Consider the following 23,274-nt stretch of genomic DNA (forward strand, 5'->3'; position numbering starts at 1 on the left):
CGCGACCGCGACCACCCCCGCCGAAGGCGTTATCCTGCGCCGGTGGAGGTCACGGCGGAGGGCGAGCGGCTGGCCGCCGACCTGGGCCGCTGGCTGGACGACCTGACCTTCGTCGACCTGGACACCGACGAGGTCACCACACGGCTGATCGACTCGGTGGTGCGGTGGGCCGAGGCCCAGGGCTGGCGGGTCTACCGGCGCGCGCCCAGCGTCCTGCCTCTGCCGCCGCCGCTGGAGCAGCGGCACTCGGTCCTCGACGTGGCGTGCGCCCGCCCCGGCGGCCCGCCGGTCGTCGTGGAGGTCGACCACAGCGACCGGGCGCGAACGGTGCGGAAACTGCGGGCGGAGGCGGACGCCGGCCGCATGCCGATCTGGGTGCGCTGGGGCGTCGGCCGTTTCACCGCGCCGCCACCGCCGGTGCGGATGGTGACCTTCGAGGTGACCCGGCGCGCCGGGCCGGCGGGGCGGGGTCGGCTGCACAGCCGGACCAGCGACCGCCCCGCGCCGGCGCACTCCGTCGGTGGCGGCACGGCGGACGCGCAGGCGCTGCCGATCCCGTTGACCGACCCTGAGCCTCCGGCCTGAGCGACCGGTTACGGACGCGGTAAGGGCACCAGAAGGGAATCGTAAGGGCGAGCCGGCACAGTTCTGGGTGTCACGGAGAGCACGACCGACAGCCAGGAGATTCCGATGCGCAAGCTCATCAACTCGACCTACATCACCCTCGACGGCGTCATCGACAACCCCATGTGGACGTCGCCGTACTTCGACGAGGAGGCCATGAGCCTCGCCGCCGAGCAGACCGAGGCCGCCGACGCGATGCTGATGGGTCGGGCCACCTACGACGGCATGTCCGTCGCCTGGCCGCGCATGGACGAGAGCGACCCGAACACCGGCGCGGCGTACTTCAACAACGTCAAGAAGTACGTGGCCTCGACCACCCTGACCGACCCCACCTGGAACAACACGGAGGTGCTCCAGGGCGACCTGGTCGAGGCGGTCACCAAGTTGAAGGCACAGGAGGGCAGGGACATCATCCAGTACGGCTTCGGCTCGGTCACCGCGGAGCTGATCCGGGCGGGGCTGGTGGACGAGGTGCGGTTCTGGATCCATCCCGTGCTCGAGGGCGGCTCCAGCCTGACGGCGCCGCTCAATGACTTCAAGGCGTCCTTCGACCTGGTCGACACGCGGGTGCACAAGAGCGGCGTGATCATCGCCTCGTACCGGCCGGAGACGGCCGCCTGACCACCGATCAGAGCTGAGCCCGGGCCTCGCCCGGGCTCAGCTTCGCGCCCTCGGTGAGCAGCGTGTCGAAGCGTTCCCGCCCGAGCGCGGCCCGTACCCGTTCGGTCACCCGGTCGATCTCGTCGCGTTCGGCGGGTGCGGCCGGGGCCCGGGCGGCCAGCCGGGCGGCGGCGGCCGCGCCCAGCAGCCGGGCGGCGACCTCCGGTGGGCGTACGGCCGAGGCCATCCCCTCCAGGGTGTAGACCGCGTCCCGTGCGGAGGCGATCGCCTCGGCGACGTCGAAGGCCTCGACGTGCAGGGCCAGCGCGGCGTCCGGGTCGCCGCCCTGCTCGATCGCGTAGCCCAGCTCGACCAGGATCAGGGGCAGGTACAGCGCGGGCTGCGTCTCGCCGCGTCCCTGCTCCACGATGTGCGTGAGGTGGGTGACGGCCAGGTCGAGCTTGCCGTCGCGGCGGGCGGCCAGCCCGAGGCTCATCTCCGCGAAGACAAGCGCACTGGGCACGGCCTGTTCCACCGCCAGCTGGTACGCGCGCTCGGCCAGCTCCCGGCCCTGCGCGTAGTCGCGGGTCTGCACAGCGAGCCAGGCCAGCCACGACAGCTCGGCGCACACCTGCGGCCACAGCGCCAGTTCTTCGGCCCAGCGCAGCCCCTCCCGGTGCAGGGCGGCGGCGCGTTCGTGCTCACCGCGCATCTCAGCCAGCCCGCCCACCCACTCGGTCGCCTGCAGCCGGCCCCACCGGTCTCCGAGGTCCGCGAACAGCGCGGCGCTGCGGGTTGCTGTGTACTCCAGCGTGGCCTGGTCCCCGTTGGCGTGCGCGATCATCGCCCGGGAGCTGAGTACCGCGGCCTCGATCCACGGGTCGGCGGAGGAGGTGGGCAGCAGCTCCGACGCCAGGGCCAGGTCACTGTGGCCGAGCACCGCGTGGGCCGCGAACCAGGCGCCGCGGCCGTCCGGGTCACCGGCCAGCGCGGCGCGTACACCGTCCCTGTCGATCGGGTCGCCCTGCAACAGCGCGAAGCCGACCCGCCAGGCCGCCGCGCGTGCCTCCTGCGCCGGGTCGCCGGGCACCGCCAGCGCCCGCCGCGCCTCGGTGAGTCGGCCGCGCAGATACCAGTACCAGCTCAGCGCGATGGCCAGTCGCAGCCCGCCGCCGTGGAGCAGCGCCGTCCGCAGGTTCGCCGTCTCCGCGTCGAGCAGCGCGAGCCACAGCTGCTGGTCGGCGCCGCGCAGCCGTGGGTCGGCGCGTTCGGCCAGCTCGGTGTAGTACGCGGCGTGCCGGGCGCGTACCTCGTCGCCGTCGGTCAGGCGGTCAAGGCAGAACGCGGCGACCGATTCGAGCAGCCGGTAGCGCGGCACCACGCCGGAGTCGTCCAGCACCACGAGCGACCGGTCCACCAGCCGGGCCAGCGCGTCCAGATCGGTGTGGCAGACCCGCTCGGCGGCCTCCGGGGTGCAGCCGTCACTGAACACCGCCAGCCGGGCGAGCACAGCCCGGTCGGTCTCGTCGAGCAGGTCCCAGCTCCAGCCGATCACCGCGGTGAGCGTCCGCTGTCGCGGCGGAACGTCCCGCTGCTGGGTGGTGAGCAGCCGGAACCGGTCGTCCAGCCGGTCCACCACGCCGCGCACACCGAGGGCGCGCACCCGGGTCGCCGCCAGCTCCAGCGCCAGCGGCAGGCCGTCGAGACGGCGGCAGAGCTGGGCCACCGCGGGAGCGGTCCGGTCGTCGAGGCGGAAGCCACGCTGCTGCGCGGCGGCGCGGGCGGCGAACAACCGGGCCGCCGCCGAGCGCCGGACCACATCCAGGTCGCCGTCCTCCGGCACGGCCAGCGGGGGTACCTCCCAGAGCAGTTCCCCGGTGAGGTTGAGCGGCTCCCGGCTGGTGGCGAGCACGCTCACCTCGGGCGCGTCGCGCAGTAACCGGGCCACCAGGTCGGCGACCGGCTCGATCACGTGCTCGCAGTTGTCCAGCACGAGCAGCAGGTGTCGGTGTCGTAGCGCGGCGACGAGCCGATCGGTGGGGGACAGGCTCGTACCGGCGGTCTCGCGGGTGTCCAGCGCACCCATTACCTGCTCGGCGACGCGCGGGTCACCGGCGGTCAGCGGCGCCAGCTCGACCAGGTGCACACCGTCCGGAAGGGCCTGGGTGCGGGCCGCCTCGGTGGCCAGCCGGGTCTTGCCGACGCCGCCCGGGCCGACCAGCGTGATCAGCCGCTGCCGCGGCAGGAGGCCCCGCAGCTCGGCCAGCGCCTCGGCCCGTCCGACCAGCTCATCGAGCTGGGCCGGCAGGCTGTTGCGGATGATCGCGGCCTTCGGCGGCGGGCTGAGACCGATGTCCTGTTCGAGGATCCTGCGGTGCAGGGCGACCAGTTCCGGCCCGGGGTCCAGGCCCAGCTCGTCGGCGAGCCGGTCGCGCAGCTCGGCGTAGCTGTCCAGCGCCTCGGACTGGCGGCCGGCCGCGTACAGGGCCCGTAGCTGCACCGCCCGCAGGCCCTCGCGCAGCGGGTGCCGCGCGACCAGCTCCGCCAGGTCGGCGGCGACCAGGTCGTGTTCGCCCCGGAGCACCCGAGCCTCGGCCAGCCGCTCGTGCACGGTGAGTCGCTGCTCGGCGAGCCGGGTCGCCTCCGCCCGAACGAACTCGGCGTCGGCCGTGTCGGCGTACGCGTCACCGCGCCACAGCGCGAGGGCCTCGGTCAGCCGCTCGACGTCGGTGCACCGGGCCAGCTCGTTGAACCGGTCGGCGTCGATCGCGCCGGCCCGCAGCAGGTACCCGGGGGGCCTGGACTCGATCATCTCGCGGGCACCCGGCTCGGCGTCGTTGAGCGCCTTGCGCAACTGCGACACCCGTACCTGAAGGGCGCCGGCGGGATTGGCGGGGGCGTCCTCGCCCCACAGGTCGTCGATGAGGCGGTCCGCCGAAACCACCTGGTTGCGGTTGGTGAGCAGGTCCGCCAGCAGCGCCCGTACCTTGGTGCCGGGCACCACGACCGGCTCGCCGGCGTCCGTGGTGACGGCGAGCGGTCCGAGCACCCCGAACTGCACGGCGGCCATCCTAGCCTCGGTAAGGTCACCTGAAGCCGACCGTAAGCGCCCCGGCGCATCGTGTGGTCATGGACATTCACCACGAAGAGCACGGCAGCGGCGAAGGCCGCCCGCTGGTGCTGATCCACGGCGCGCTCTCCGGCATCGGCACCTCGTTCGGCACGATCCTGCCGCTCCTGGCGAAGACCCGGCGGGTGATCGCGGTCGAGTTGCAGGCACACTGTCACACGCCGGATGTCGACCGTCCGCTGACCGTGGAGCACTTCGCCGCCGACGTGGTCGAGCTGCTCGACCGGCTCGGCGTCGCGCGGGCGGACGTGTTCGGCTGGAGCATGGGCGCGGCGGTGGCCCTGCGCCTGGGCACCGACCACTCCGCCCGGGTCGGCCGGCTGGTGCTCGCCTCGGTGAGCTTCGACGACGCGGGCCTGCATCCCGGGCTGCTCGACGGGATCCAGGACCTGCGACCCGAGCACCTGCACGGCTCGGAGTTCCACGAGGAGTACCTGCGGACCGCACCCGACCCGGCGGGCTGGGCCAATCTGGTCACGAAGATGAAGGTGCTGGACGCGAACCTCCCGCAGTGGACCCCGGAGCAGATCGCCGAGATGGCCGCGCCGACCATGATCGTGCTGGCCGACGCGGACATCGTCCAGCCCGAGCACGCGGTGCGGATGTTCCGGCTGCTCGGCGGGGCGGTTCCCGGTGACCTGACCGGTCTGCCGGCCTGCCGGCTGGCCATCCTGCCCGGCACCACCCACACGTCGATCCCGCAGCGCGCCAACTGGCTGGCGCCGATGATCGACGAGTTCCTGGACGTCATCTAGGCGGAAGATCAGCGCGTGGGTCGAGAGGCGATGGCTGCCGCGCAGAGCCAGGTCCCGACCGGGGTCCGTCCATTCTCACCCGCGCGGACCGAAGTTCGCCGTCCGCGGTCATAGCGTGCGGCCGATTTACCAGGTAGAAACATGCCTACCCCTACGTCTCGGCCCAACCCCCGACCGGAGGGGTCAGAGAGCGCTCTCACGGCCCCAGCTGCGCCGGAAGTACTGTCCGGCCAGCGGAGAGGACGAACCGCATGACAACCCAGCCCCGACGGGTGCGCCGGCGAACCGGTCGCACCCTCTTCCTCGTGTTCGTGCTGACCACCGCGGTCACGGCGACCAGCACCGCCGCCACCGCCGGCCGGCCGACGCACCGCGCCCCGGACTTCGGGCCCAACGTCACCATCTTCGACCCGAGCATGCCGGTCAGCGAGATCCAGCAGACGCTGGACGCGGCGCACGCCCGGCAGGTCGACAACGAGATGGGCACCGCGCGGCACGCCTACCTGTTCAAGCCGGGCACGTACGGGACGGGCGAGCAGCCGTTGCAGGCCAAGGTCGGCTACTACACCGAGGTGTCCGGCCTGGGCGCCTCGCCCACCGACGTCACAGTCAACGGCAAGATCGAGGTGTACAACCGCTGCCTGGCCGACGGCGGCACCGGCAACTGCCTCGCGCTTGTCAACTTCTGGCGCACCCTGTCCAACCTCTCGCTCACCATCAACGCGGCCGGCCAGGACGGCTGCCGGTCCTCGGCGAACTTCTGGGCGGTGTCCCAGGCGGTGTCCATGCGCCGCCTGAACATCAGCGGCGGCGGGCTGTCCCTGATGGACTACTGCACCGCCGGCCCGCAGTACGCCAGCGGCGGGTTCATCGCCGACTCGCGGCTGCCGGCCACCACCAACGGGTCCCAGCAGCAGTGGCTGACCCGCAACAGCGAGGTCGGCAGCTGGTCCAACGCGGTGTGGAACCAGGTCTTCGCGGGGGTCGAGGGCGCGCCGGACGACGCCTCCTTCCCGGACCCGCCCTACACGACGCTGGAGACCACCCCGCTGAGCCGGGAGAAGCCGTACCTCTTCGTCGACGGCAAGGGCCGGTACAACGTCCGGGTGCCGGCCGCCCAGCGCGACAGCCGGGGCGTCTCCTGGGCCGACGGCCTGACGCCGGGGCGGACCATCGGAATCGACGACTTCTTCATCGCCAAGCCGTCCGATCCGGTGCACGTCATCAACAGCCAGCTCGCGCGCGGCAAGCACCTGCTGCTCACCCCGGGCACGTACGACATCGCGCGCAGCATCGAGGTCCGGCGCGCCAATACGGTCGTGCTCGGCATCGGGCACGCCACGCTCACCGCGGTGAACGGCGCCATCCCGCTGGACGTCGCCGGTGTCCCCGGTGTCGTCGTCGCCGGCGTCACGATCGACGCCGGCCCGGTCGAGTCGCCGGTCCTGCTACGCGTGGGTCGGCAGCACGGCCGCAACGTCAGCACGCCGGGCGACCCGACGACGCTGTCCGACGTGTACTTCCGGGTCGGCGGCCCGCACATCGGCCGGGCGAACACGGCGCTGGAGGTCAACAGCGACAACGTGCTCATCGACCACACCTGGGTGTGGCGCGGCGACCACGGCGTCGAGGGCTTCACCGAGGGCGTCAACGGCGACACCGACCGCTGGCGGACCAACACCGGCCGCTACGGCGCGGTCATCAACGGCGACCACGTGACCGCGACCGGCCTGTTCGTCGAGCACTTCCAGCGGTACAACACCGTCTGGAACGGCGAGCACGGCACGACGATCCTCTACCAGAACGAGCTGCCGTACGACCCGCCGACGCAGGCAGACTGGATGCACGGCGCCGTCGAGGGCTGGGCCGGCTACAAGGTCGGCGACCGGGTGCGGCACCACACGCTGTACGGCGGCGGGGTCTACGTGTTCAACCAGAACAATCCGTCGATCCACACCGAGAACGGCTTCGAGGTCCCGGTCGCTCCGGGCGTACGGCTGCACCACATCATGACCGTCAACCTCAGCGCCGGCACGATCGACCACGTGGTCAACGGCGTCGGTGACGCGGCCGACATGACCAAGGTCGGCGCACCGGTCTACGTCACGCAGTACCCGGCTCCGTAGGTAGCTCGGGCGTATCGAACGGGGGCCGGAGCCGGCGCGGCTCCGGCCCCCGCCGTCTCGTCGTGTCGCGCCACTTTTCGACACTCGTCTACTTGCGACTCTTTGCCAAATAATTCCATCGATCAGTTGAAGTCTTGCGGGCCGACGACCGCTACTGCCACGATGACCGTCAATGCCTTCCGTCCCGAAGGAGTGGTCGTCATGGCGGTCTCCCGCCGCAGGTTCGTCACGTCGGTGATGGCGGGGTCCGCCCTCGCCGCCGCCTCCACCACCGAACTGCTCACCACCGTCGGCAGCCCGGCGCACGCCGCGAGTCCCCCCGGGGACGTCGTCGGCAAGGTGACGGTCGGCTACCAGGGCTGGTTCAGCTGCCCCGGCGACTCGGCGCCCATCGGCGGCTGGTGGCACTGGAGTCGCGACCGGTTCCAGCCGCCCTCGCCCGGCAACACCACAATCGTGTCCTGGCCGGACACCCGTGAGTACACGCACACGTACACCACCGCCTACCCCAACCTCGGCAACGGCTCGCCGGCCACCCTCTTCTCCTCGTACGACCAGCAGACCGTGGACACCCACTTCCGCTGGATGCAGGAGCATGGCTGCGACACCGCCGCGCTGCAACGGTTCAACCCGATGGGCGACGAGGGCCCGACCCGTGACGCGATGACACAGAAGGTGCGCTCCGCCGCCGAACGATACGGCCGCAGGTTCTACATCATGTACGACGTCACCGACTGGCTGACGTTCCAATCGGAGATCAAGACCGACTGGACGACGAAGATGGCGGCACACACCGCGTCCTCCGCGTACGCCCGGCAGAACGGCAAGCCTGTCGTCTGCATCTGGGGTTTCGGCTTCAGCGAGCCCAGCCGGCCCTTCACCCCGCCGCCCTGCCTGGAGGTCATCAACTGGTTCAAGGCGCAGGGCTGCTACGTCATCGGTGGCGTGCCCACCTGGTGGCGGCAGGGCATCGAGGACTCCCGCCCCGGCTTCCTCGACGTCTACCACGCGTTCAACGCGATCTCGCCGTGGATGGTCTACCGGACCACCACCCTGGAGGGCCTCGACTCGTACTACAACAACGTCAACATCGGCGACATGGCCGACTGCGCGGCGCGCGGCATCGACTACCTGCCCTGCGTGATGCCCGGTGACCTCGCCGGGGGACACCGCCGGCACGGCGACTTCTACTGGCGGCACATCTACAACATGGTCCGGCTCGGCTCCCAGGGCCTGTACGTGTCCATGTTCGACGAGTACAACGAGGGCAACCAGATCGCCAAGACGTCCGAAACCCAGGCCACCACCCCGGCCGGCGCGAACATCCGCGCGCTGGACGAGGACGGCGTGGCCTGCTCCTCCGACTACTACCTGCGGATCACCGCCGACGGTGGTCGGATGCTCAAGGGTCAGCTCGCCCTCACCCCGGTGCGTCCCACGCCACCGATGGTCGGTGGTCCGCCCCCGCCGACCGGTGGAAACCTGGCCGCCGGCCGTCCCACCTCGGCGAGCAGCCAGAACGGGCCGTACCCGGCGTCTAACGCGGTGGACTCCGACGCCGGCAGCTACTGGGAGAGCGGCAACGGCGCCTTCCCGCAGTGGTGGCAGGTCGACCTCGGCGCCAGTCACCAGGTCGGACGGCTCGTGGTGCGGCTGCCCGCCGGCTGGGGGGCGCGTACCCAGACCGTCACAGTCCTGGGCAGCGTCGACGGCAACTCCTTCGGCACCGTCGTCCCGGCCACCGGCTTCACCTTCGACCCGGCGACCGGCAACAGCGTCACCCGCACGCTGCCGGCCACCGCCGCCCGCTACGTCCGGCTCAGCATCAGCGGCAACACCGGCTGGCCGGCCGGCCAGCTCGCCCAGGTCGAGGTGTACGCCGCGACCACCACGCCGGACACCCCGCCGACCGTGCCGACCGGCCTCACCGTGACCGGTCGGACGGCCACCAGTGTGTCGTTGGCCTGGACGGCGTCCACCGACGACGCCGGGGTGAGCGGCTACCAGGTGCGCCAGAGCGGCACGGTCGTCGCCACCGTCACGGGCACCACGGCGACCGTGAGCGGGCTCAGCCCGTCCACCGGGTACAGCTTCACCGTCACGGCGCGGGACACCGCGGGCAACACCTCCACGCCGTCGAACGCGGTCACGGTCACCACGGACGCGCCGGCCAACGCGGACCTCGCCCGTGGCCGACCCACCGCCGAGAGCAGCCACACCCAGAGCTACGGGTCGGGCAACGTGGTCGACGGCGACCCGAACAGCTACTGGGAGAGCGTCAACAGTGCCTTTCCACAGTGGGTGCAGGTCGACCTTGGCGCGACACGCACGGTCGGGCGGGTGGTGCTCAAGCTGCCGCCGGCGGCGGCCTGGGCGACCCGAACGCAGACCCTCGCGGTGCAGGGGAGCGCCGACGGCGTCAGCTTCGGCACGCTGGTCGCGGCGGCCGGGCGTACCTTCAACCCGGCCACCGGCAACCAGGTGACGCTCACCTTCACCGCCGCGCAGACCCGTCACCTGCGGATCACCGTCACGGGCAACACCGGCTGGCCGGCCGGGCAACTGGCGGCGCTGGAGGTGTACGCGAGCTGACCGCGCGGGCGGGCGGCCATCGGAGAGACCCGGTGGCCGCCCCGGTCGGGACCGGGTCAGCCCGACGGCTGCCGCATCCGGCGCACGTCGTCCGCCGGGTGGATGGTGCGCACCGGGTCCGGCACCGGCCCGCGCCGCCGCCACTCGCGCGGGTAGCCGAGCGAAACCTCCTCGAAGCGCACCCCGTCGTGGAACGTCGTACGGGGAATGTGCAGGTGCCCGTAGACCACTGTGGACGCGCCGAAGCGCAGGTGCCAGTCCCGGGTGCGCACGGTGCCGCACCACTGGGCGAACTGCGGAAACCACAGCACGTCGGTGGGTGCGCGTACCAGCGGGTAGTGGTTGACCAGCACGGTCGGCAGGGCCCTGTCCCGCTCGGCCAGCCGGCGCTCGGTCTCGGCGACCCGGGCCTCGCACCACGCCTCCCGGCTCGGGTAGGGGTCGGGGTGCAGCAGAGCCTCGTCGGTGCACACCACCCCGGCCTCGTACGCCAGGTCCAGCGACTGCTGCTTGGTGCTCGCCTCGGGCACCCGGAACGTGTAGTCGTACAGCACGAAGAGCGGGGCGATCGTGGCCGGACCACCCTCGCCGTCCCACACCGGGTACGGATCCTCCGGCGTGACGACCCCCAGGCGCCGACACAGCCGCACCAACTCGCGGTAGCGCTCCGCGCCGCGCAGCCGCACCGGGTCGTCGGGCGGTGTCCACAGTTCGTGGTTGCCCGGCGCCCAGACCACCCGCGCGAACCGGCTGCTCAGCAGCCCGAGCGCCCACTCGATGTCGGCGTACCGCTCGGCCACGTCGCCGGCGACGAGCAGCCAGTCACCGTCGTTGCCCGGGCGCAGCTCGCGCACGAACGAGCGATTTTCGGGATAGCCGATGTGCAGGTCGCTGACGGCCCGCAGCCGGGGCGGAAGGCTCACGCCCCGAGGCTAGGGCGTGTGTCAAAGCCCCTGCCCAGCCCCGGGGCGTACCGGGCGGCGGGGGCGGTCAGCAGAACCAGCCGTCCTGCACCCAGCCGCGCCGGTTGATGTGCCCGTAGGCGAAGCCGTAGATGTAACCGCCGCTGCGGGGACCCTCGACCAGGAAGGTCTGGCCCTGGTAGAGAGTGCCCATCCAGGCCCCGTTGGGCTGGGTGCGGACGAACAGGTCGCTGGCGCACACCGTCTCCCGCTGGCCGATGGTGCCGTTGGCGGCCTGCGCCGGGGCCGGCGCGGCGCCCAGGGCGGCCGTCGTCGCCCCGATGGCCAACGCGGCGACCCCGGTGCGGATCCGTCGAGGCATGCCCATCTCCCGTACGCCGAAACTTTCCTACCGGCGACCGTAACGGCGAGGTCGATAAATGTCGATGGAGTCGGCCGCCCAGCCGGGCCCGCGACCTTAGCCCGGGGCCAACGTGTGGGCCGGCATATCCGGCGATCGGGCGGGAAAGCGCTGACGTCCGATAGCCCGAAAGCGGAGCAGGAGAAGAACATGCCTTTCATCACCGTGGGTACGGAGAACTCCGCGCCCATCGACCTGTACTACGAGGATCACGGATCCGGTCAGCCGGTGGTGCTGATCCACGGCTTCCCGTTCAACGGGGCGACCTGGGAGAAGGAGACCACGGCGCTGCTCAACGCCGGATACCGGACGATCACCTACGATCGCCGCGGCAACGGCAACTCAGCCCAGCCGGCGTTCGGGTACGACTACAACACCTTCGCCGCGGACCTCGACATCCTGATGAACGAGCTGGACCTGCGCGACGCGATCCTGGTGGGTCACTCGATGGGCACCGGCGAGGTGGTCCGCTACCTGGGCAACTACGGCTCGCAGCGGGTGAGCAAGGCGGTGCTGCTCAGCCCGCTGCAACCAATGCTGGCCAAGGCCCAGGACAACCCCGAGGGCGTCGACAGGGGCCTCTTCCAGGGGTTCCAGCAGGCCATCATCAAGGACCGCTTCGCCTACCTGACCCAGTTCTGCGACGCGTTCTTCAACTACAGCGAGAACAAGGGCAAGCTGGTCAGCGAGGAGGCGTACCACGCGCACTGGCAGATCGGCACGATGGCTTCCGGCAAGGCCACCCACGACTCCGTGACCGCCTGGCAGGAGGACTTCCGGCCCGACCTGCCGAAGATCGACGTGCCGGTCCTGATCATCCAGGGCGACAAGGACAACGTGCTGCCCTTCCCGGTGACCGGCCAGCGGCTCGCGCCGATGCTGCCCACCAGCCAGCTCATCACGCTCAAGGGCGCGCCGCACGGCATCCCGTGGACCCACGCCGACGACATCAACAAGGCGGTGTTGAACTTCATCAAGCAACCGGCCAAGGCTCGGGCCTGATCCGTACCGGCATCTGATCGGACGCCAGCGCGGTGATCCCGCCGCCACACCCGGCCCACGCAGGCCCTCGGGCTCGCGTGGGCCGGGTGGCGTCGACGGTCAGGCTCGGCGGGCCACCACCGCGCCGTTGGCGCCGGGGGCGTCGAACGGCACCGTGCGGACGTCCACGAAGCCGGCGTCGGCGAGCCAGGCGGCGTACTCGGCGCCCGAATAGTTCCGGCCGCCCTCGGTCTCGACCAGCATGTTCATGCCCATCAGGGCCGCTTCCGGCGGCCCGGTGCGCTCATCGTTGAGCAGCAGCTCGCAGACGACGACCGCCCCGCCGGGCGGAAGCGCCGCGTGGCACCGGGCCAGCAACGCACGATTCGTCGGCTCGTCCCAGTCGTGCAGGATCATGCTGAGCAGGATGACGTCGTGCCCTCCCGGCAGCGCCGGGTCGGCGAGGAAGTCGCCGGGCAGCGTGCCGATCCGCTCAGTCAGGCCGGCCGCCGCGATCCGCTCCTCGGCCCGCGCACAGACGTGCGGCAGGTCCAGGACGGTCGCCCGCAGTCCGGGCAGGCGGCGGCAGAACTCGATCGGAAACGCCCCGGCGCCGCCGCCCACGTCGAGCAGCCGGTGATGCGCGGAGAAGTCGTACGCGTCGGCCAGCGCGCCGGCGGTGAAGCTGGACGTGGAGTACATGGCGTCCCAGAACTGCGCCAGCATCTCCGGATCGGTGGTGTCGAACATCGACTGCTGGGTCTGCGGGTCCCAGGTCAGCGGCCGGTCGGTGCGCAGCGCCTCCCCGATGCGGTGCCAGGGCAGGTAGGTACGCAGGTCGGAGTAGCGGACCTGGGCTCCGAAGTAGTACGGGCGACCCTCGACCAGGAACTGCTCGGCCAGGGCCGAGTTGCGGTAGCCGTCGCCGGCCTTCTCCAGCAGGCCGAGCGAGGCGCTCGCGGCCAGCAGCAGGTCCGCCGGACGGTCGGCCAGCCCGAACTCGGCGGCCGCCTGCTCGACGGTCACCGTCCGGCCGCCGGCGAGTCGGGTGAACAGGCCGAGTTCGACGCCGACCGCGAGGGTCTTGAACCCCCAGACGCCGGCCACCAGGCGCATGAGGTGAGTCGGAGTGATCATGGCCACATGAGATCACACGAAGGTCCGTCCACCATGGGCGGTCGACGACCGATCAGCGCGGCGCCCCTGGTCGCGGTCAGCGCACTTCGGCACGGCTAGCGGGTTCGGCGGGCCAACCGCCGGCTGGCCCAGTGCGCGCCGAGGCTCACCACCGTGCTGCCGATCGCCATCCCGACCAGCACCAGGGCCGCCCCGACGGCCCACAACCCACTGTCGTCGGACGACAACGCCCCCCACGACCAGGCCGCCGTGAAGGCCACCGTCATCACCGGCGCCACCAACCACGGGCTCAGCCGCGTGCCGGCGAGGACGGCGAGCAGCGCGAGGGTCAACACGCAGCCGATCACCTGCCACGGCTCGTACGGGCCGCTGCGCGAACCGGTCTGCGCGTCGACGTCGTACTCGGTGTCCCAGCCCAACCAGAGCAGCCACGCCCCGGCCGTGGCCACCGCCAGGAACAGAGCCCCGAGCTGTGCGCGCGTACCCCTCGTCACTGTCATCCGGGGATCATCCCCCGCGGTGACGCGGTTCGGGAATGGGCGGCGGTGCCGCCGACAGGTGCCCACGTCGCGCCGCCCGTCGCGCCGACGCTGCTGGCTCGGCCGCCACGGACAGCGGCCGGTCGCACTCAGGGCTGGACGCGGGCGAGGAAGTCGCGGACCAGCCGTACCACCTCGTCGAGGTGCGTCTCGAGCAGCCAGTGGCCACCGTCGAGCAGGTGCAGGTCGGCGTCGGGCAGGTCCCGCAGGTAGGCGTGTGCCGCGCCCGCCGGCATGTAGCCGTCGTGCGGTCCCCACACGATCAGGGTGGGTGGCCGGTGGGTCCGCAGGTACTCCTGCTGGCGGGGGAACCACGCGACGGTGCTGCCCTGGTCCGCGAGGAGCCGCAGCCAGGCGTCGCGTCGCCGCGGATCCGCGACCAGCGCCCCGGAGAGCCGCCACAGGTCCGGGCTCACCCGGTCGACCAGCCGGTCCGGCAGCTCGCCCAGGAACTCGCGCCGGAAGCCCTCCTCGTTGATCGCGGCGGCCAGCTGGTCCCGGCCCTCGTCGGTCGGCTCGCGCCAGAACCGTTTGAGCGGCTCGTACTTGGACCCGTGCTGGTCGGGGTAGATGTCGCCGTTCTGGATGATGAGACCCGCGACCCGCTCCGGCGCGGCCATCGCCAGGCGCAACCCGAACTGGCTGCCGTAGTCCTGAAGGTAGATCACGTAGCGGGTCAGCCCCAGCGTCCCGGTGAACCGCCGGAGCATGTCGGCGTACGCGTCGAAGGTGTACGCGAACCGGCCTGGATCGGGCGTGTCGCTGTAGCCGAAGCCGGGGTGGTCGGGCGCGATGCACCGCCACCGGTCGGCCAGCGCGGGCAGCAGGTGGCGGAACTGGAACGACGACGACGGGTAGCCGTGCGGCAGCAGCACCACCGGCGCGTCGGTGGCGCCGGCCTCCCGGTAGAAGATCGTGATGCCGTCGACCGCGACCGTCCGGTGGCGCACAGCGGTCTCGGCCATGGCGTCTCCTCAACCACGAGTGGGCGGACCCCTCGACGGTGCCAGAAGCGGTGGCGGATCGCTGCCGAATCCGACCGCCCCGCCCCACCGGTTCACGCCGTCGGCGGGGGACCGGTCGAGTCGCGGACGACCAGCAGGTGCCCCGTGGAGCGCCGTCGGGGACGCGTCGAGCGGGGCTTGAGTGCGAGGCTGAGCGCCGTACGACCCATCTCGGTCATCGGCAGCCGGATGGTGGTGAGGCTGGGCGCGAGGTCGGCCGCCACGGAGACGTCGTCGAAGCCGACGACCGACATCCGTCCGGGCACCGGGATGCGGCGGGACCGCAGCGCCGACAGCACCCCCATCGCCATCGCGTCGTTGAGCGCGATGATCGCGGTCGTGTCCGGGTGCTCGTTCAGGATCTGCTCGGTGACCGCCCGCCCGCCGCCCCGGGTGAAGTCGCCGTGCACGACGGCGAGGTCGGCCGGGGTCATCCCGCGCTGCCGCAGTGCCGACGAGACGCCGGCGAGCCGGTCGGCGACCGTGGTGAGACCGGCGCTGCCCGCGGCGACAGTGATCCGCCGATGGCCGAGATCGATCAGGTGGTGGGCGAGCGCGTTGCCGCCGGCCTCGTTGTCCGGCAGGACGGCGTCGACGCCGAGCGCGTGCCGTCCGATCGCGGCGACGCGGCCGCCGTGCGCCTGGAACGCCGTCAGTTCGGCCCGGGCCTCGGCCTCCACCCGGGGGTCGTCGTACCCCGAACCGCTGATCAGGATGATGCCGACCCGCTGGGCGATGAGGTGGCGGAGCTGTTGCAGCTCGTAGTCGGGGTCCCGGCCGGACTGGCAGATCTGCACCAGCAGCCCCTGCTCGGCGGCGAGCTGGATGACCCCGCCGGCGATCTCGGAGAAGTAGGGGTCGTCGACCTGGTGGACGATCAGGCCCACGGTGGAGCTGGCGCCGCCGGCGAGCGTGCGCGCGTACGGGTTGGCGACGTACCCCAGCTCGCTGGCGACCCGGCGAACCCGGTCGGCCACCTCGGCGCTGACCCCGTCGCGGCCGGCCAGTGCTCGTGAGGCGGTCGCCAGCGAGACGTCGGCGCGTTCGGCCACGTCGACGAGGCGCGGCCGCTGGCCAGCCCTGGGCATCCGCGACTCCCCGAAAACATCCATGTCACCCGATCTATTGCCAGTGACGCTGATCGAAGCCTAGGGTACGTAAGCGCTTACGTAAGCGCTTACGTAGCCGGCACCGGCGTGCCGTGAAATGAGGTGAACGCGATGTCCAGGGCCAGACGAGCCGCTGTCGCCACCGTCTCCCTCCTGGCGATCGGCGCACTCACCGGCGCGGGGGCGCCCCCGGCGCAGGCGGACCGGCACGGCCCGTCCGACGTCCACCCCGCCCTGCGAGCGCACCTGGTCGCCGCCTACGACTTCGACCACCCGGTGCCGGGCGACCCCGCGCTCGAGCGCGACCAGGGCCGCTCCGGCACCGAGATCGAGCTGGTCAACGGCGGTGCGGCCATGCGGGTGCGGGACCACGCCTACCAAGGCAGCGGCAACGCGGTGCAGACCCGGCAGGTCGACCCGGCGGTGGCCGGCAACGACGACTGGAAGGCCGGCACCTGGTCGGCCAGCGGGGTGCGCACCCTCCGCGCCTTCAGCGCGACCGCGGGCACCACAGTGATGGGCTGGTTCAAGCTGGAGATGGACAGCCCACTGCCCAACTCCACCACCGCCGACCCGAACGACCGGTACAACGCCATCGGCCTGGCCGGGGTGCTGACCGGCGACTCCGACGGCCACGGCGTCCGGGCCCTGCTCGAGCTGATCGACGTCAACGGTGAGCTACGCCTCGTCGCGCTCGGGCGGCGCCTCGACGGCGGCAACTCGCAGACGTTCGCGGCGAGCCAGGACTGGCGGGACCTGCTGCCGGCGGGGGAGTGGGTGCACCTCGCCGCCACCTTCGACTTCGGCACCGGCGCCCTCGCCCTCTACCGCAACGGCGAACCGGTCAGCGGCTTCTACACCCGCACGGACGACCCGTGGCTCGTGTCCGGGCCGGGCCCGCACGTGACCACGGCCTCCGACCCCCGGGGCATCAAGATCGGTGGAAGCTTCCCCCAGGACACGGTGGAGCGGAACCCGTGTGACTGCCGCATGGACGGCCTGATGTTCCTCGACAGCGTGGTCTCCGCGAGCGATGTGCGGAGGCAGTACCGCCACCTGGCCCGCTGACCACCCTCGGCACCGTCCCACCGAGAAGGAGACACGTGTGCTCATCCTCCACGACAGCGCCCGTAGGATCCGCAGATCCGTGTTGACGGCCGGCGTCACCGCCGTCGTGCTGATCCTGTCCACCGTGCTCGCGACGCCCGCCCGGGCCGCCGCCGGCGCGGTCTACGACCCGGTCCCCGAGATGCCGATCCAGTCCCGGCTCGGGCTGGTCCTGAGCGAGTACGCCAGCTTCCCGCAGTCGCAGCCGAACCCGGCCCCGACCGATCAGCGGCTCATGCGTACCGCCCGGATCAACACCATCATGGAGGTGCCCGACGGCTCCGGCCGGCGCGCGGTGCCCGACCTGAACGGCAGCCTCTACCTGGTCGAAGGCGGCGTGCCGCACGTCTACCTCGACGTGGCCGCGACCTTCGCACCGCAGTTCTTCTCCGGCCGTGGCCTGGGCCAGGGCTTCGGGTACGTCGCCTTCCACCCCGACTTCGGCGCCAACGGCCGGATCTACACCATCCACACCGAGCAGGCGTCGGCGACGACCATCCCACCGGACTACGCCCAGGCCGGCACGATCTACCACGGTGTCATCACCGAGTGGACGGCGACCGACCCGAGCGCAGACACGTTCGCCGGCACCCGCCGAGAGGTGCTGCGCATCGGCTTCGGCGGCCAGGTGCACGGCATCCAGGAGATCAACTTCAATCCCACCGCGAAGCGCCACGATCCCGACTACGGGCTGCTGTACCTGGCGGTCGGCGACGGCGGACTGGGCGTGCGCAACACCGACCCGCAGAACCTGGGCATGCCGCACGGCAAGTTGCTGCGGATCGACCCGCGGGGCACCAATTCCGCCAACGGGCGGTACGGCATCCCCGCGACGAACCCGTTCGTCGGCCGCGCGGGCGCGCTCGGCGAGATCTACGCCGTGGGCTTCCGCGACCCGCACCGCTTCAGCTGGGACCGGGCCACCGGTCGGATGTACCTCGGGCACATCGGTGAGCATGCCATCGAGGCCATCTACGAGGTCCGCGCCGGCGACAACTTCGGCTGGAGCGAGCGCGAGGGATCCTTCGTCTTCGACAAGGCGGCCACCAGCCCCTGCGACCGGCTCTTCCCGCTGCCCGCCGACGACGACCGGTACGGATACACGTACCCGGTCGCCGCGTACGACCACGACCCCGCCGCGGACTGGAACTGCACAGCGGACGTCGGCGTCGCGGTGGCCGGCGGGTTCGTCTACCGGGGACGCGCGGTGCCGGCGCTGCGCGGCAAGTACGTGTTCGGCGACCTGGTCGACGGCCGGGTGCTCTACACCGAGGCGAACGAGATGCGCCGCGGGCGGGGTCTGGCGCCGATCCACCAGCTCGCCCTGTTCGACGCGGCGGGCGCCCCGGTCCGGATGCGGGACCTCTCCGGGCCCGGCGCGCCCGGTGACCCCAACCGTGTCGACCTGCGCTTCGGTACCGACGCCGCCGGTGAGCTCTATGTGCTCGCCAAGGCCAACGGAAAGATCTGGAAGGTCACCGGCACCCGGGTCTTCGCCAGCGGTGACGTCGGGAACACCACCCTGCGCCGCACCTCGGGGGCATCGAACTGGGCGCCGGTGACCCCGGCCAAGTGGCAGTTCACCGACGACCAGGTCATCCTCGCCGAGGCCGGGGTCAGCCGGCCGGGCCCGCGCCGGCCGTTCGAGTACGCCGTGCTGACCGCCGGGCCGGCCTGGTCGTCGGTCGAGGTCGAGGCGCGGGTACGGCTCGACACGCCGGTCGAGGTCACCAACCGGGACGTGATCATCGTCTTCGGCTGGCGCTCGGACACGGAGTTCTACTACGCCCACCTCTCCACCGACAACACGATCTATCCGCACAACGGCATCTTCAAGGTCGACAACGCCGACCGGGAACGCATCGACCACCAGTGGAACGGCCGGTCGCGCGGCGCCAACCCGGCGATCACCGACGCCGACTGGCATCGCGTACGGGTCGTGCACCTGCCGGCGACCGGCGAGATCGCGGTCTATGTGGACGGGCGACGGGATCCGCTGATGACCGCGAAGGACAGCACGTTCGGCTCCGGGCGGGTGGGCTTCGGCTCGTTCGACAACGTGGGCCGACTGCGAAACCTGACCGTCACCGGCACACCGGCCTGAACCGGTCACGGTGGGAGTGATCAACTCTGGGTCGGCGATGTCGGGGTGTCAGAGTGCCGGCGATGCCCCGATGTCGCCGATCTGGAGTGGATCACCGCCGGTATCGGCCCGGAACGCCGAGCCGGCCCGGAGAGTGCCATCCGGTTCGTAGAATCGCTGCCATGCCCCAGATCGTCGAGTTGCTGGCCTCGCCCGTGCACCGCTTCGTGGGCCGGCCCGCCGACGGCCCGGCGCCGGCCCCGCCCGGTGAGCTGGTCGACGTGGTGCGGATCCGGGCCGGCCTCGGCATCGTCGGCGACCGGTACTTCGGCCAGCCGGCACATCGCGACGCCAGCGTGACGGTGATCGCCCAGGAGTCGCTGCCACCGGGCATCGGTCTGGCGGAGGTCCGCCGCAACGTCCTCACCACCGGCATCGCCGTGGACGAGCTGATCGGCAAGGTGCTGGTGCTGGACTCCGGCGACGGCCCGGTAAGCCTGCGGGTGAACCGGGCCGCCCGGCCCTGCGCCTGGATGGACGTCACGGTCGGCCCGGGTGCGTGGAAGGCGCTGCGCACCACCGGAGGCATCCGCTGCACACCGCTCAACGACGGGGTGCTGCGCATCGGCCCGATCGCCGTCACCGTCGAGCGGGCGTCCCCGTCATAGCGTCGGCTGAGGACGAGCCAGGTCCCATGCGCCGGGCAGGACGGTCCACAGTGTAGAGGTGGATCGGGCCGTCGTGGCCGCCGGCCGGGCGGAGTGAGGCCGCGGTACCCGTCGGTTAGGCTCGGCCCGTTCGGGCCTTGGGGAGGGCAGATGGCGGCGGATCCGGTCAGCGGCGATTTCACCCGCATGTTGGACGCGACAATGCAGGCGTTGGGGGCGGTCAGCGCACCGGCCGCCGGTGCCGACGGAGAGCCGGCCGAGCCGCCGGCCGGCGAGGCCGCGGACGGTCAGGTCCGCGCCGAACTGGGCCCGGACGGTCGGCTGCGCTCGCTCTGGGTGGAGCCCCGGCTGATGCGGCTCGGTTCGGAGGAGTTGACCGAGCACATCACCACTGCCGTCAACGCGGCGATCGACGCCATGCGGGGCGCCACGACGCCGCCACAGGCCGGCGACCTGTCGCAGCTGCGGGAGCAGTTGGCGGAGGTCCGGGACTCGGCGGTGCCGCGGCTCGGGTCGTTCCTGGCGGCGCTGACCGAGGCGCAGGACCGGCTGGCCCGGGGTGGCCCGCGATGAGTGGCAACGGGTTCGAGGTGGAGCCGCAGACGATGCGCGACGCCGGCGCGACGGTCTCCGACCTCGCGGGCCGCTTCCTCGACGAGTTGGACGGCTTCGAGGCGCAGATGACCGGTTACGGCGAGCCGTGGGGCGCCGACGACATCGGCTCGCTGATCGGGGTCGCCTACACCGAGGTCGCCGCGTACGTCTTCGACTGCCTCGGGCTCGCGGCGGAGGAGATCGGCTCGGCCGGTGGCGATCTGAGCTCGATGGCCGACGCGTACGACCGGGTCGACGAGGACGGCGCGGGCACGATGCGCTCGCTGGCCGGCGGGCTGGGGTAGCGCGATGGGCCTGCAGTTGCCTGGTGAGCTGGTCACCGCGCTCGGCTGGATCGGCTACACCTGGCCGGAGGGCGACGAGGAGAAGCTCTTCGAGATGGGCCAGGCGTGGATCGAGTTCGCCGGCCGGATCGGCGCCACGGCCGGCGAGGCGGACGCCGGCGCGGCCCAGGTGTGGTCGCAGAACCTCGGCCCGGCGGTGCAGGCGTTCCAGGGCTGGTGGACAGGTGAGCAGCACGGGCCGCTGGTGCTCCGGGACGGCGCCCAGGCGGCCGTCATCCTCGGCGCCGGCCTGATCGTCTGTGCGGTGATCGTCCTGGCGTTGAAGATCCAGCTGATCGTGCAGCTGGCCATCCTCGCGTTTCAGGTGGCGCAGGCGATCGTGACCGCGGTGGCCACCTTCGGGGCCTCGCTGGCCGAGATCCCGATCTTCCAGATGATCACTCGGGAGATCGTGGGTCTGCTGATCGACCAGGTCATCGGGCAGCTGCTCGATGCCTAGCAAGCCGAGGAGGGCGCGCGGCGCCGCCGCGAAGCCGGCCGCCGGCAAGATCGTCCGCAAGGCGGTCCAGAAACTGGACAAGCCCATCGTCCGGGTCACCGGGCCCGATCACAGCCTGCCCACGAAGGTAATCCAGGTTCAACGCAGGGACTTCCACGCGACCTCGCAGTTCCGGCGCAAGATGGCGGCGCTGAAGAAGCTCAGCGACGAGGGCAAGCTCTACAAGGCCACCAACCCCGTCGAGCGGGACAAGAACCTCACCGACGGCTACAAGGAGCGGATCCGGCAGAAGATCTGGGACAAGTACTGGCCGCACGACAAGGATCTGGCCAATCGGCTCAGCGAGCGGCTCAGCAGCTACCACCCGGACCACGTATGGGAACTGCAGCTCGGCGGGCCGGACACCGTCGACAACCTCAAGCTGCTGCATGGTAGAACCAACACGGACATCGGTTCGCAGATCTGGGGGCAGATCCAGACCTTGCCGGACGGGACCCCGATCCGAATAGAGGTGGTGGATTGACCCCCGAGCTGCACCAGCTCATCGAGGAGCTGCGGGCCGACCTGGCCGAGGACCAGCCGGCGAGCCTGGGGTACGCCCAGTTCGGCGACGGCGCGGCCACCGATGCCGTGCCGGCGGACCTCCCGGCCGACCTGCGGGATCTCCTGCTGGTGGCCGACGGGCTGCGCGCCGGCCGGATCGAGCTGGCGTCCACGTCCACCCTCGCCGGCATCCAGTACCACCTGGACTACGCGCCGGACTTCTCGGCCATCCCGGAGGACCGGGCGGGCTGGCTGGTGATCGGCACCCGCAGCGACGAGCCGATCTTCATGGATCGGGGCACCGGCGCCATCTGGTACTTCCCGCCGACCGGCACCGAGTGGTTCATGGCGGACGCATTCGAGGAGCTCGCCCCGGACCTGGATTCCTTCGTGCACTACTACCTGCTCGGCCCGGGCTACGCCGACCTGACCCCCGCCGACGACCGGTGGTACGCCTTCCTCGACGAGCAGGGCCTGCTCGACGACGAGGAGGACGACGAGTCCGACGGCGACGCCGACGCGAGGGACGGGCGGTGACCGTCACCCGCGAGGAGTTGGTCGCGCTGTGGGGCGAGCGGGGCGTCATCTACTTCCCGGACCAGCGCTTCGAGGCGATCCTCGGCCCGTTGGGGCCGGAGGTGTTCCCGCCGTACGGCGCCCTGCCGGTCGAGGTGCCGATCCTGTTCACGGTCGACGTTTCGGCACCCGACGTGGAGCTCTTCTCCACCCTGCGCATCGAGGTGGGCGACGAGGCGCCGCGCGCGTACATCGTGCTGGGCAGTTCGCCCGAGGACCCGATGTTGCTGTTCTGCCTGGATGCGGCGACCGGCGAGGTGGTGCTGCTGGATCTCCAGACGCCGAACCTGGAGACCGTCAACAGCAGCTTCGCGGCGTTCGTGGAGTTCCTGTACCGGCTGGGCCAGCTCATCGCCACCGACCCGGGCGGGCGGGAGCGGGCGGCCCGCGCCGCGCGGATCCGCGCCGGCCTGCGGGAGGTCGATCCGGCGGCGTTCGCCGAGTCGGAGTCCTGGTGGAACCTGGCGTTCGACGAACTGGAGTCCACGTCCTGAACTGGTCGCGTCGGCGATCACCCGGCCTGCGGGTCAGACCGGGCTGATGTGCGCGGCGAGCACCCGCCAGCCGTGCGGGTCGTCATGGATCCAGGTCCGGGTGTATCGCAGGCGAGCCGCGAACGGCCTGCCGTCGAACACTCCGGCCACCCGGCCGAGGAAGAACGTCACGCCGGTCGACCCGGCGACGAGCAGGTCCAGCTCCTCCTCGACCAGTTCCTCGATGACCGAGGTCCGGTCCCGGTGCGCGGTCAGGTCGTCCCGTTTGCTGTGCTTGTCGCCGTCCGGGCCGATGGCGATCAACTGGTCGACGAGCAACTGGTCGAGAGCCGCCACGTCGCCGGCCCGCTGCGCCGCCTGCAGGGTGCGCTCGGCATCGAGCAGTTCCGCCTCGCGTTCGCTGTCCGGCATGGTGCCGTCCTCCTGATCGGGGTCCACCCGGCGCCACCATCCACCCGGGCTGTCCGCATTGTGGCAGCCGGCGC

The 23,274-nt window shown here is 71.6% G+C and carries 23 protein-coding genes; 15 read left to right on the forward strand and 8 right to left on the reverse strand.

Going from position 1 to position 23,274, the window contains the following annotated elements; genetic code table 11:
- Nucleotides 1–42 precede the first annotated feature (42 nt).
- Nucleotides 43–585 carry a hypothetical protein gene (locus GA0070607_RS26440; protein ID WP_089020610.1) on the forward strand — a complete coding sequence of 181 codons (543 nt, stop codon included), beginning with the start codon at nt 43–45 and terminating at the stop codon, nt 583–585.
- A gap of 105 nt (nt 586–690) precedes the next feature.
- On the forward strand, nt 691–1,245 hold the full coding sequence (locus tag GA0070607_RS26445; RefSeq protein WP_089020611.1) for a dihydrofolate reductase family protein: 555 nt from the start codon (nt 691–693) through the stop codon (nt 1,243–1,245).
- Between the two features lie 7 nt (nt 1,246–1,252).
- On the opposite strand, the gene GA0070607_RS26450 is transcribed toward GA0070607_RS26445, so the two are convergent.
- On the reverse strand, nt 1,253–4,294 hold the full coding sequence (locus tag GA0070607_RS26450; RefSeq protein WP_231930384.1) for a BTAD domain-containing putative transcriptional regulator: 3,042 nt from the start codon (nt 4,292–4,294) through the stop codon (nt 1,253–1,255).
- A 59-nt stretch (nt 4,295–4,353) separates the two neighbouring features.
- On the opposite strand from GA0070607_RS26450, the gene GA0070607_RS26455 reads away from it, so the two are divergent.
- The 3 genes from GA0070607_RS26455 to GA0070607_RS26465 all read left to right on the forward strand — a co-directional run bounded on the left by GA0070607_RS26455 (nt 4,354) and on the right by GA0070607_RS26465 (nt 9,827).
- The gene (locus GA0070607_RS26455; protein WP_089020612.1) at nt 4,354–5,109 is read left to right on the forward strand and encodes an alpha/beta fold hydrolase; all 756 of its coding nucleotides are present in this window, start codon (nt 4,354–4,356) and stop codon (nt 5,107–5,109) included.
- A 251-nt stretch (nt 5,110–5,360) separates the two neighbouring features.
- A complete protein-coding gene (locus tag GA0070607_RS26460; RefSeq protein WP_089020613.1) occupies nt 5,361–7,235 on the forward strand; it encodes an adenylyl cyclase in 1,875 nt (624 codons plus the stop codon).
- 201 nt (nt 7,236–7,436) lie between these two features.
- Complete coding sequence (locus GA0070607_RS26465) at nt 7,437–9,827, forward strand: galactose-binding domain-containing protein (RefSeq protein ID WP_089022115.1); 2,391 nt, start codon at nt 7,437–7,439, stop codon at nt 9,825–9,827.
- 56 nt (nt 9,828–9,883) lie between these two features.
- On the opposite strand, the gene GA0070607_RS26470 is transcribed toward GA0070607_RS26465, so the two are convergent.
- Nucleotides 9,884–10,750 carry a metallophosphoesterase family protein gene (locus tag GA0070607_RS26470; protein ID WP_089020614.1) on the reverse strand — a complete coding sequence of 289 codons (867 nt, stop codon included), beginning with the start codon at nt 10,748–10,750 and terminating at the stop codon, nt 9,884–9,886.
- A 67-nt stretch (nt 10,751–10,817) separates the two neighbouring features.
- Nucleotides 10,818–11,111: a hypothetical protein gene (locus GA0070607_RS26475; protein WP_231930385.1), complete on the reverse strand. Its 294-nt coding sequence runs from the start codon at nt 11,109–11,111 to the stop codon at nt 10,818–10,820.
- Between the two features lie 189 nt (nt 11,112–11,300).
- On the opposite strand from GA0070607_RS26475, the gene GA0070607_RS26480 reads away from it, so the two are divergent.
- The gene (locus GA0070607_RS26480) at nt 11,301–12,152 is read left to right on the forward strand and encodes an alpha/beta fold hydrolase (RefSeq protein WP_089020615.1); all 852 of its coding nucleotides are present in this window, start codon (nt 11,301–11,303) and stop codon (nt 12,150–12,152) included.
- A 99-nt stretch (nt 12,153–12,251) separates the two neighbouring features.
- Here GA0070607_RS26480 and GA0070607_RS26485 read toward each other — a convergent pair whose 3' ends face one another.
- The 4 genes from GA0070607_RS26485 to GA0070607_RS26500 form a co-directional block, all read right to left on the reverse strand.
- On the reverse strand, nt 12,252–13,268 hold the full coding sequence (locus GA0070607_RS26485; RefSeq protein WP_089022117.1) for a methyltransferase: 1,017 nt from the start codon (nt 13,266–13,268) through the stop codon (nt 12,252–12,254).
- A gap of 95 nt (nt 13,269–13,363) precedes the next feature.
- Nucleotides 13,364–13,768: a hypothetical protein gene (locus GA0070607_RS26490; RefSeq protein WP_089020616.1), complete on the reverse strand. Its 405-nt coding sequence runs from the start codon at nt 13,766–13,768 to the stop codon at nt 13,364–13,366.
- A 128-nt stretch (nt 13,769–13,896) separates the two neighbouring features.
- Nucleotides 13,897–14,772 carry an alpha/beta fold hydrolase gene (locus GA0070607_RS26495; RefSeq protein ID WP_089020617.1) on the reverse strand — a complete coding sequence of 292 codons (876 nt, stop codon included), beginning with the start codon at nt 14,770–14,772 and terminating at the stop codon, nt 13,897–13,899.
- A gap of 92 nt (nt 14,773–14,864) precedes the next feature.
- Nucleotides 14,865–15,899, reverse strand: a complete 1,035-nt coding sequence (locus GA0070607_RS26500) for a LacI family DNA-binding transcriptional regulator (RefSeq protein ID WP_089020618.1) — start codon at nt 15,897–15,899, stop codon at nt 14,865–14,867.
- Between the two features lie 132 nt (nt 15,900–16,031).
- Between GA0070607_RS26500 and GA0070607_RS26505 the strand changes: the two genes are divergently transcribed.
- From GA0070607_RS26505 to GA0070607_RS26545, 9 genes are all read left to right on the forward strand, one after another.
- Nucleotides 16,032–16,988: a LamG-like jellyroll fold domain-containing protein gene (locus tag GA0070607_RS26505; RefSeq protein WP_089020619.1), complete on the forward strand. Its 957-nt coding sequence runs from the start codon at nt 16,032–16,034 to the stop codon at nt 16,986–16,988.
- Nucleotides 16,989–17,067: 79 nt separating this feature from the next.
- Nucleotides 17,068–19,131, forward strand: coding sequence for a PQQ-dependent sugar dehydrogenase (locus GA0070607_RS26510; protein ID WP_231930386.1), 2,064 nt, complete (start codon nt 17,068–17,070; stop codon nt 19,129–19,131).
- 161 nt (nt 19,132–19,292) lie between these two features.
- Complete coding sequence (locus tag GA0070607_RS26515) at nt 19,293–19,778, forward strand: molybdenum cofactor biosysynthesis protein (RefSeq protein WP_089020620.1); 486 nt, start codon at nt 19,293–19,295, stop codon at nt 19,776–19,778.
- 150 nt (nt 19,779–19,928) lie between these two features.
- Nucleotides 19,929–20,351, forward strand: a complete 423-nt coding sequence (locus GA0070607_RS26520) for a YbaB/EbfC family nucleoid-associated protein (protein ID WP_089020621.1) — start codon at nt 19,929–19,931, stop codon at nt 20,349–20,351.
- Complete coding sequence (locus tag GA0070607_RS26525) at nt 20,348–20,677, forward strand: hypothetical protein (RefSeq protein WP_089020622.1); 330 nt, start codon at nt 20,348–20,350, stop codon at nt 20,675–20,677. The genes GA0070607_RS26520 and GA0070607_RS26525 overlap by 4 nt, the downstream gene beginning before the upstream one ends.
- A gap of 4 nt (nt 20,678–20,681) precedes the next feature.
- Nucleotides 20,682–21,176 carry a WXG100-like domain-containing protein gene (locus tag GA0070607_RS26530; protein WP_089020623.1) on the forward strand — a complete coding sequence of 165 codons (495 nt, stop codon included), beginning with the start codon at nt 20,682–20,684 and terminating at the stop codon, nt 21,174–21,176.
- Nucleotides 21,169–21,699: an endonuclease gene (locus tag GA0070607_RS26535; protein WP_089020624.1), complete on the forward strand. Its 531-nt coding sequence runs from the start codon at nt 21,169–21,171 to the stop codon at nt 21,697–21,699. The genes GA0070607_RS26530 and GA0070607_RS26535 overlap by 8 nt, the downstream gene beginning before the upstream one ends.
- Complete coding sequence (locus GA0070607_RS26540) at nt 21,696–22,256, forward strand: SUKH-4 family immunity protein (RefSeq protein WP_089020625.1); 561 nt, start codon at nt 21,696–21,698, stop codon at nt 22,254–22,256. Before GA0070607_RS26535 ends, GA0070607_RS26540 begins: the two co-directional genes overlap by 4 nt.
- Nucleotides 22,253–22,789 (forward strand): SUKH-4 family immunity protein, encoded by a 537-nt coding sequence (locus GA0070607_RS26545; RefSeq protein WP_089020626.1) that lies wholly within the window; start codon nt 22,253–22,255, stop codon nt 22,787–22,789. The genes GA0070607_RS26540 and GA0070607_RS26545 overlap by 4 nt, the downstream gene beginning before the upstream one ends.
- A 33-nt stretch (nt 22,790–22,822) precedes the next feature.
- On the opposite strand, the gene GA0070607_RS26550 is transcribed toward GA0070607_RS26545, so the two are convergent.
- A complete protein-coding gene (locus GA0070607_RS26550) occupies nt 22,823–23,227 on the reverse strand; it encodes a nuclear transport factor 2 family protein (protein ID WP_231930387.1) in 405 nt (134 codons plus the stop codon).
- Between the last annotated feature and the right edge of the window lie 47 nt (nt 23,228–23,274).

It is taken from the genome of Micromonospora coriariae, from assembly GCF_900091455.1.
In the GTDB taxonomy this organism is placed as follows: Bacteria; Actinomycetota; Actinomycetes; order Mycobacteriales; family Micromonosporaceae; genus Micromonospora; species Micromonospora coriariae.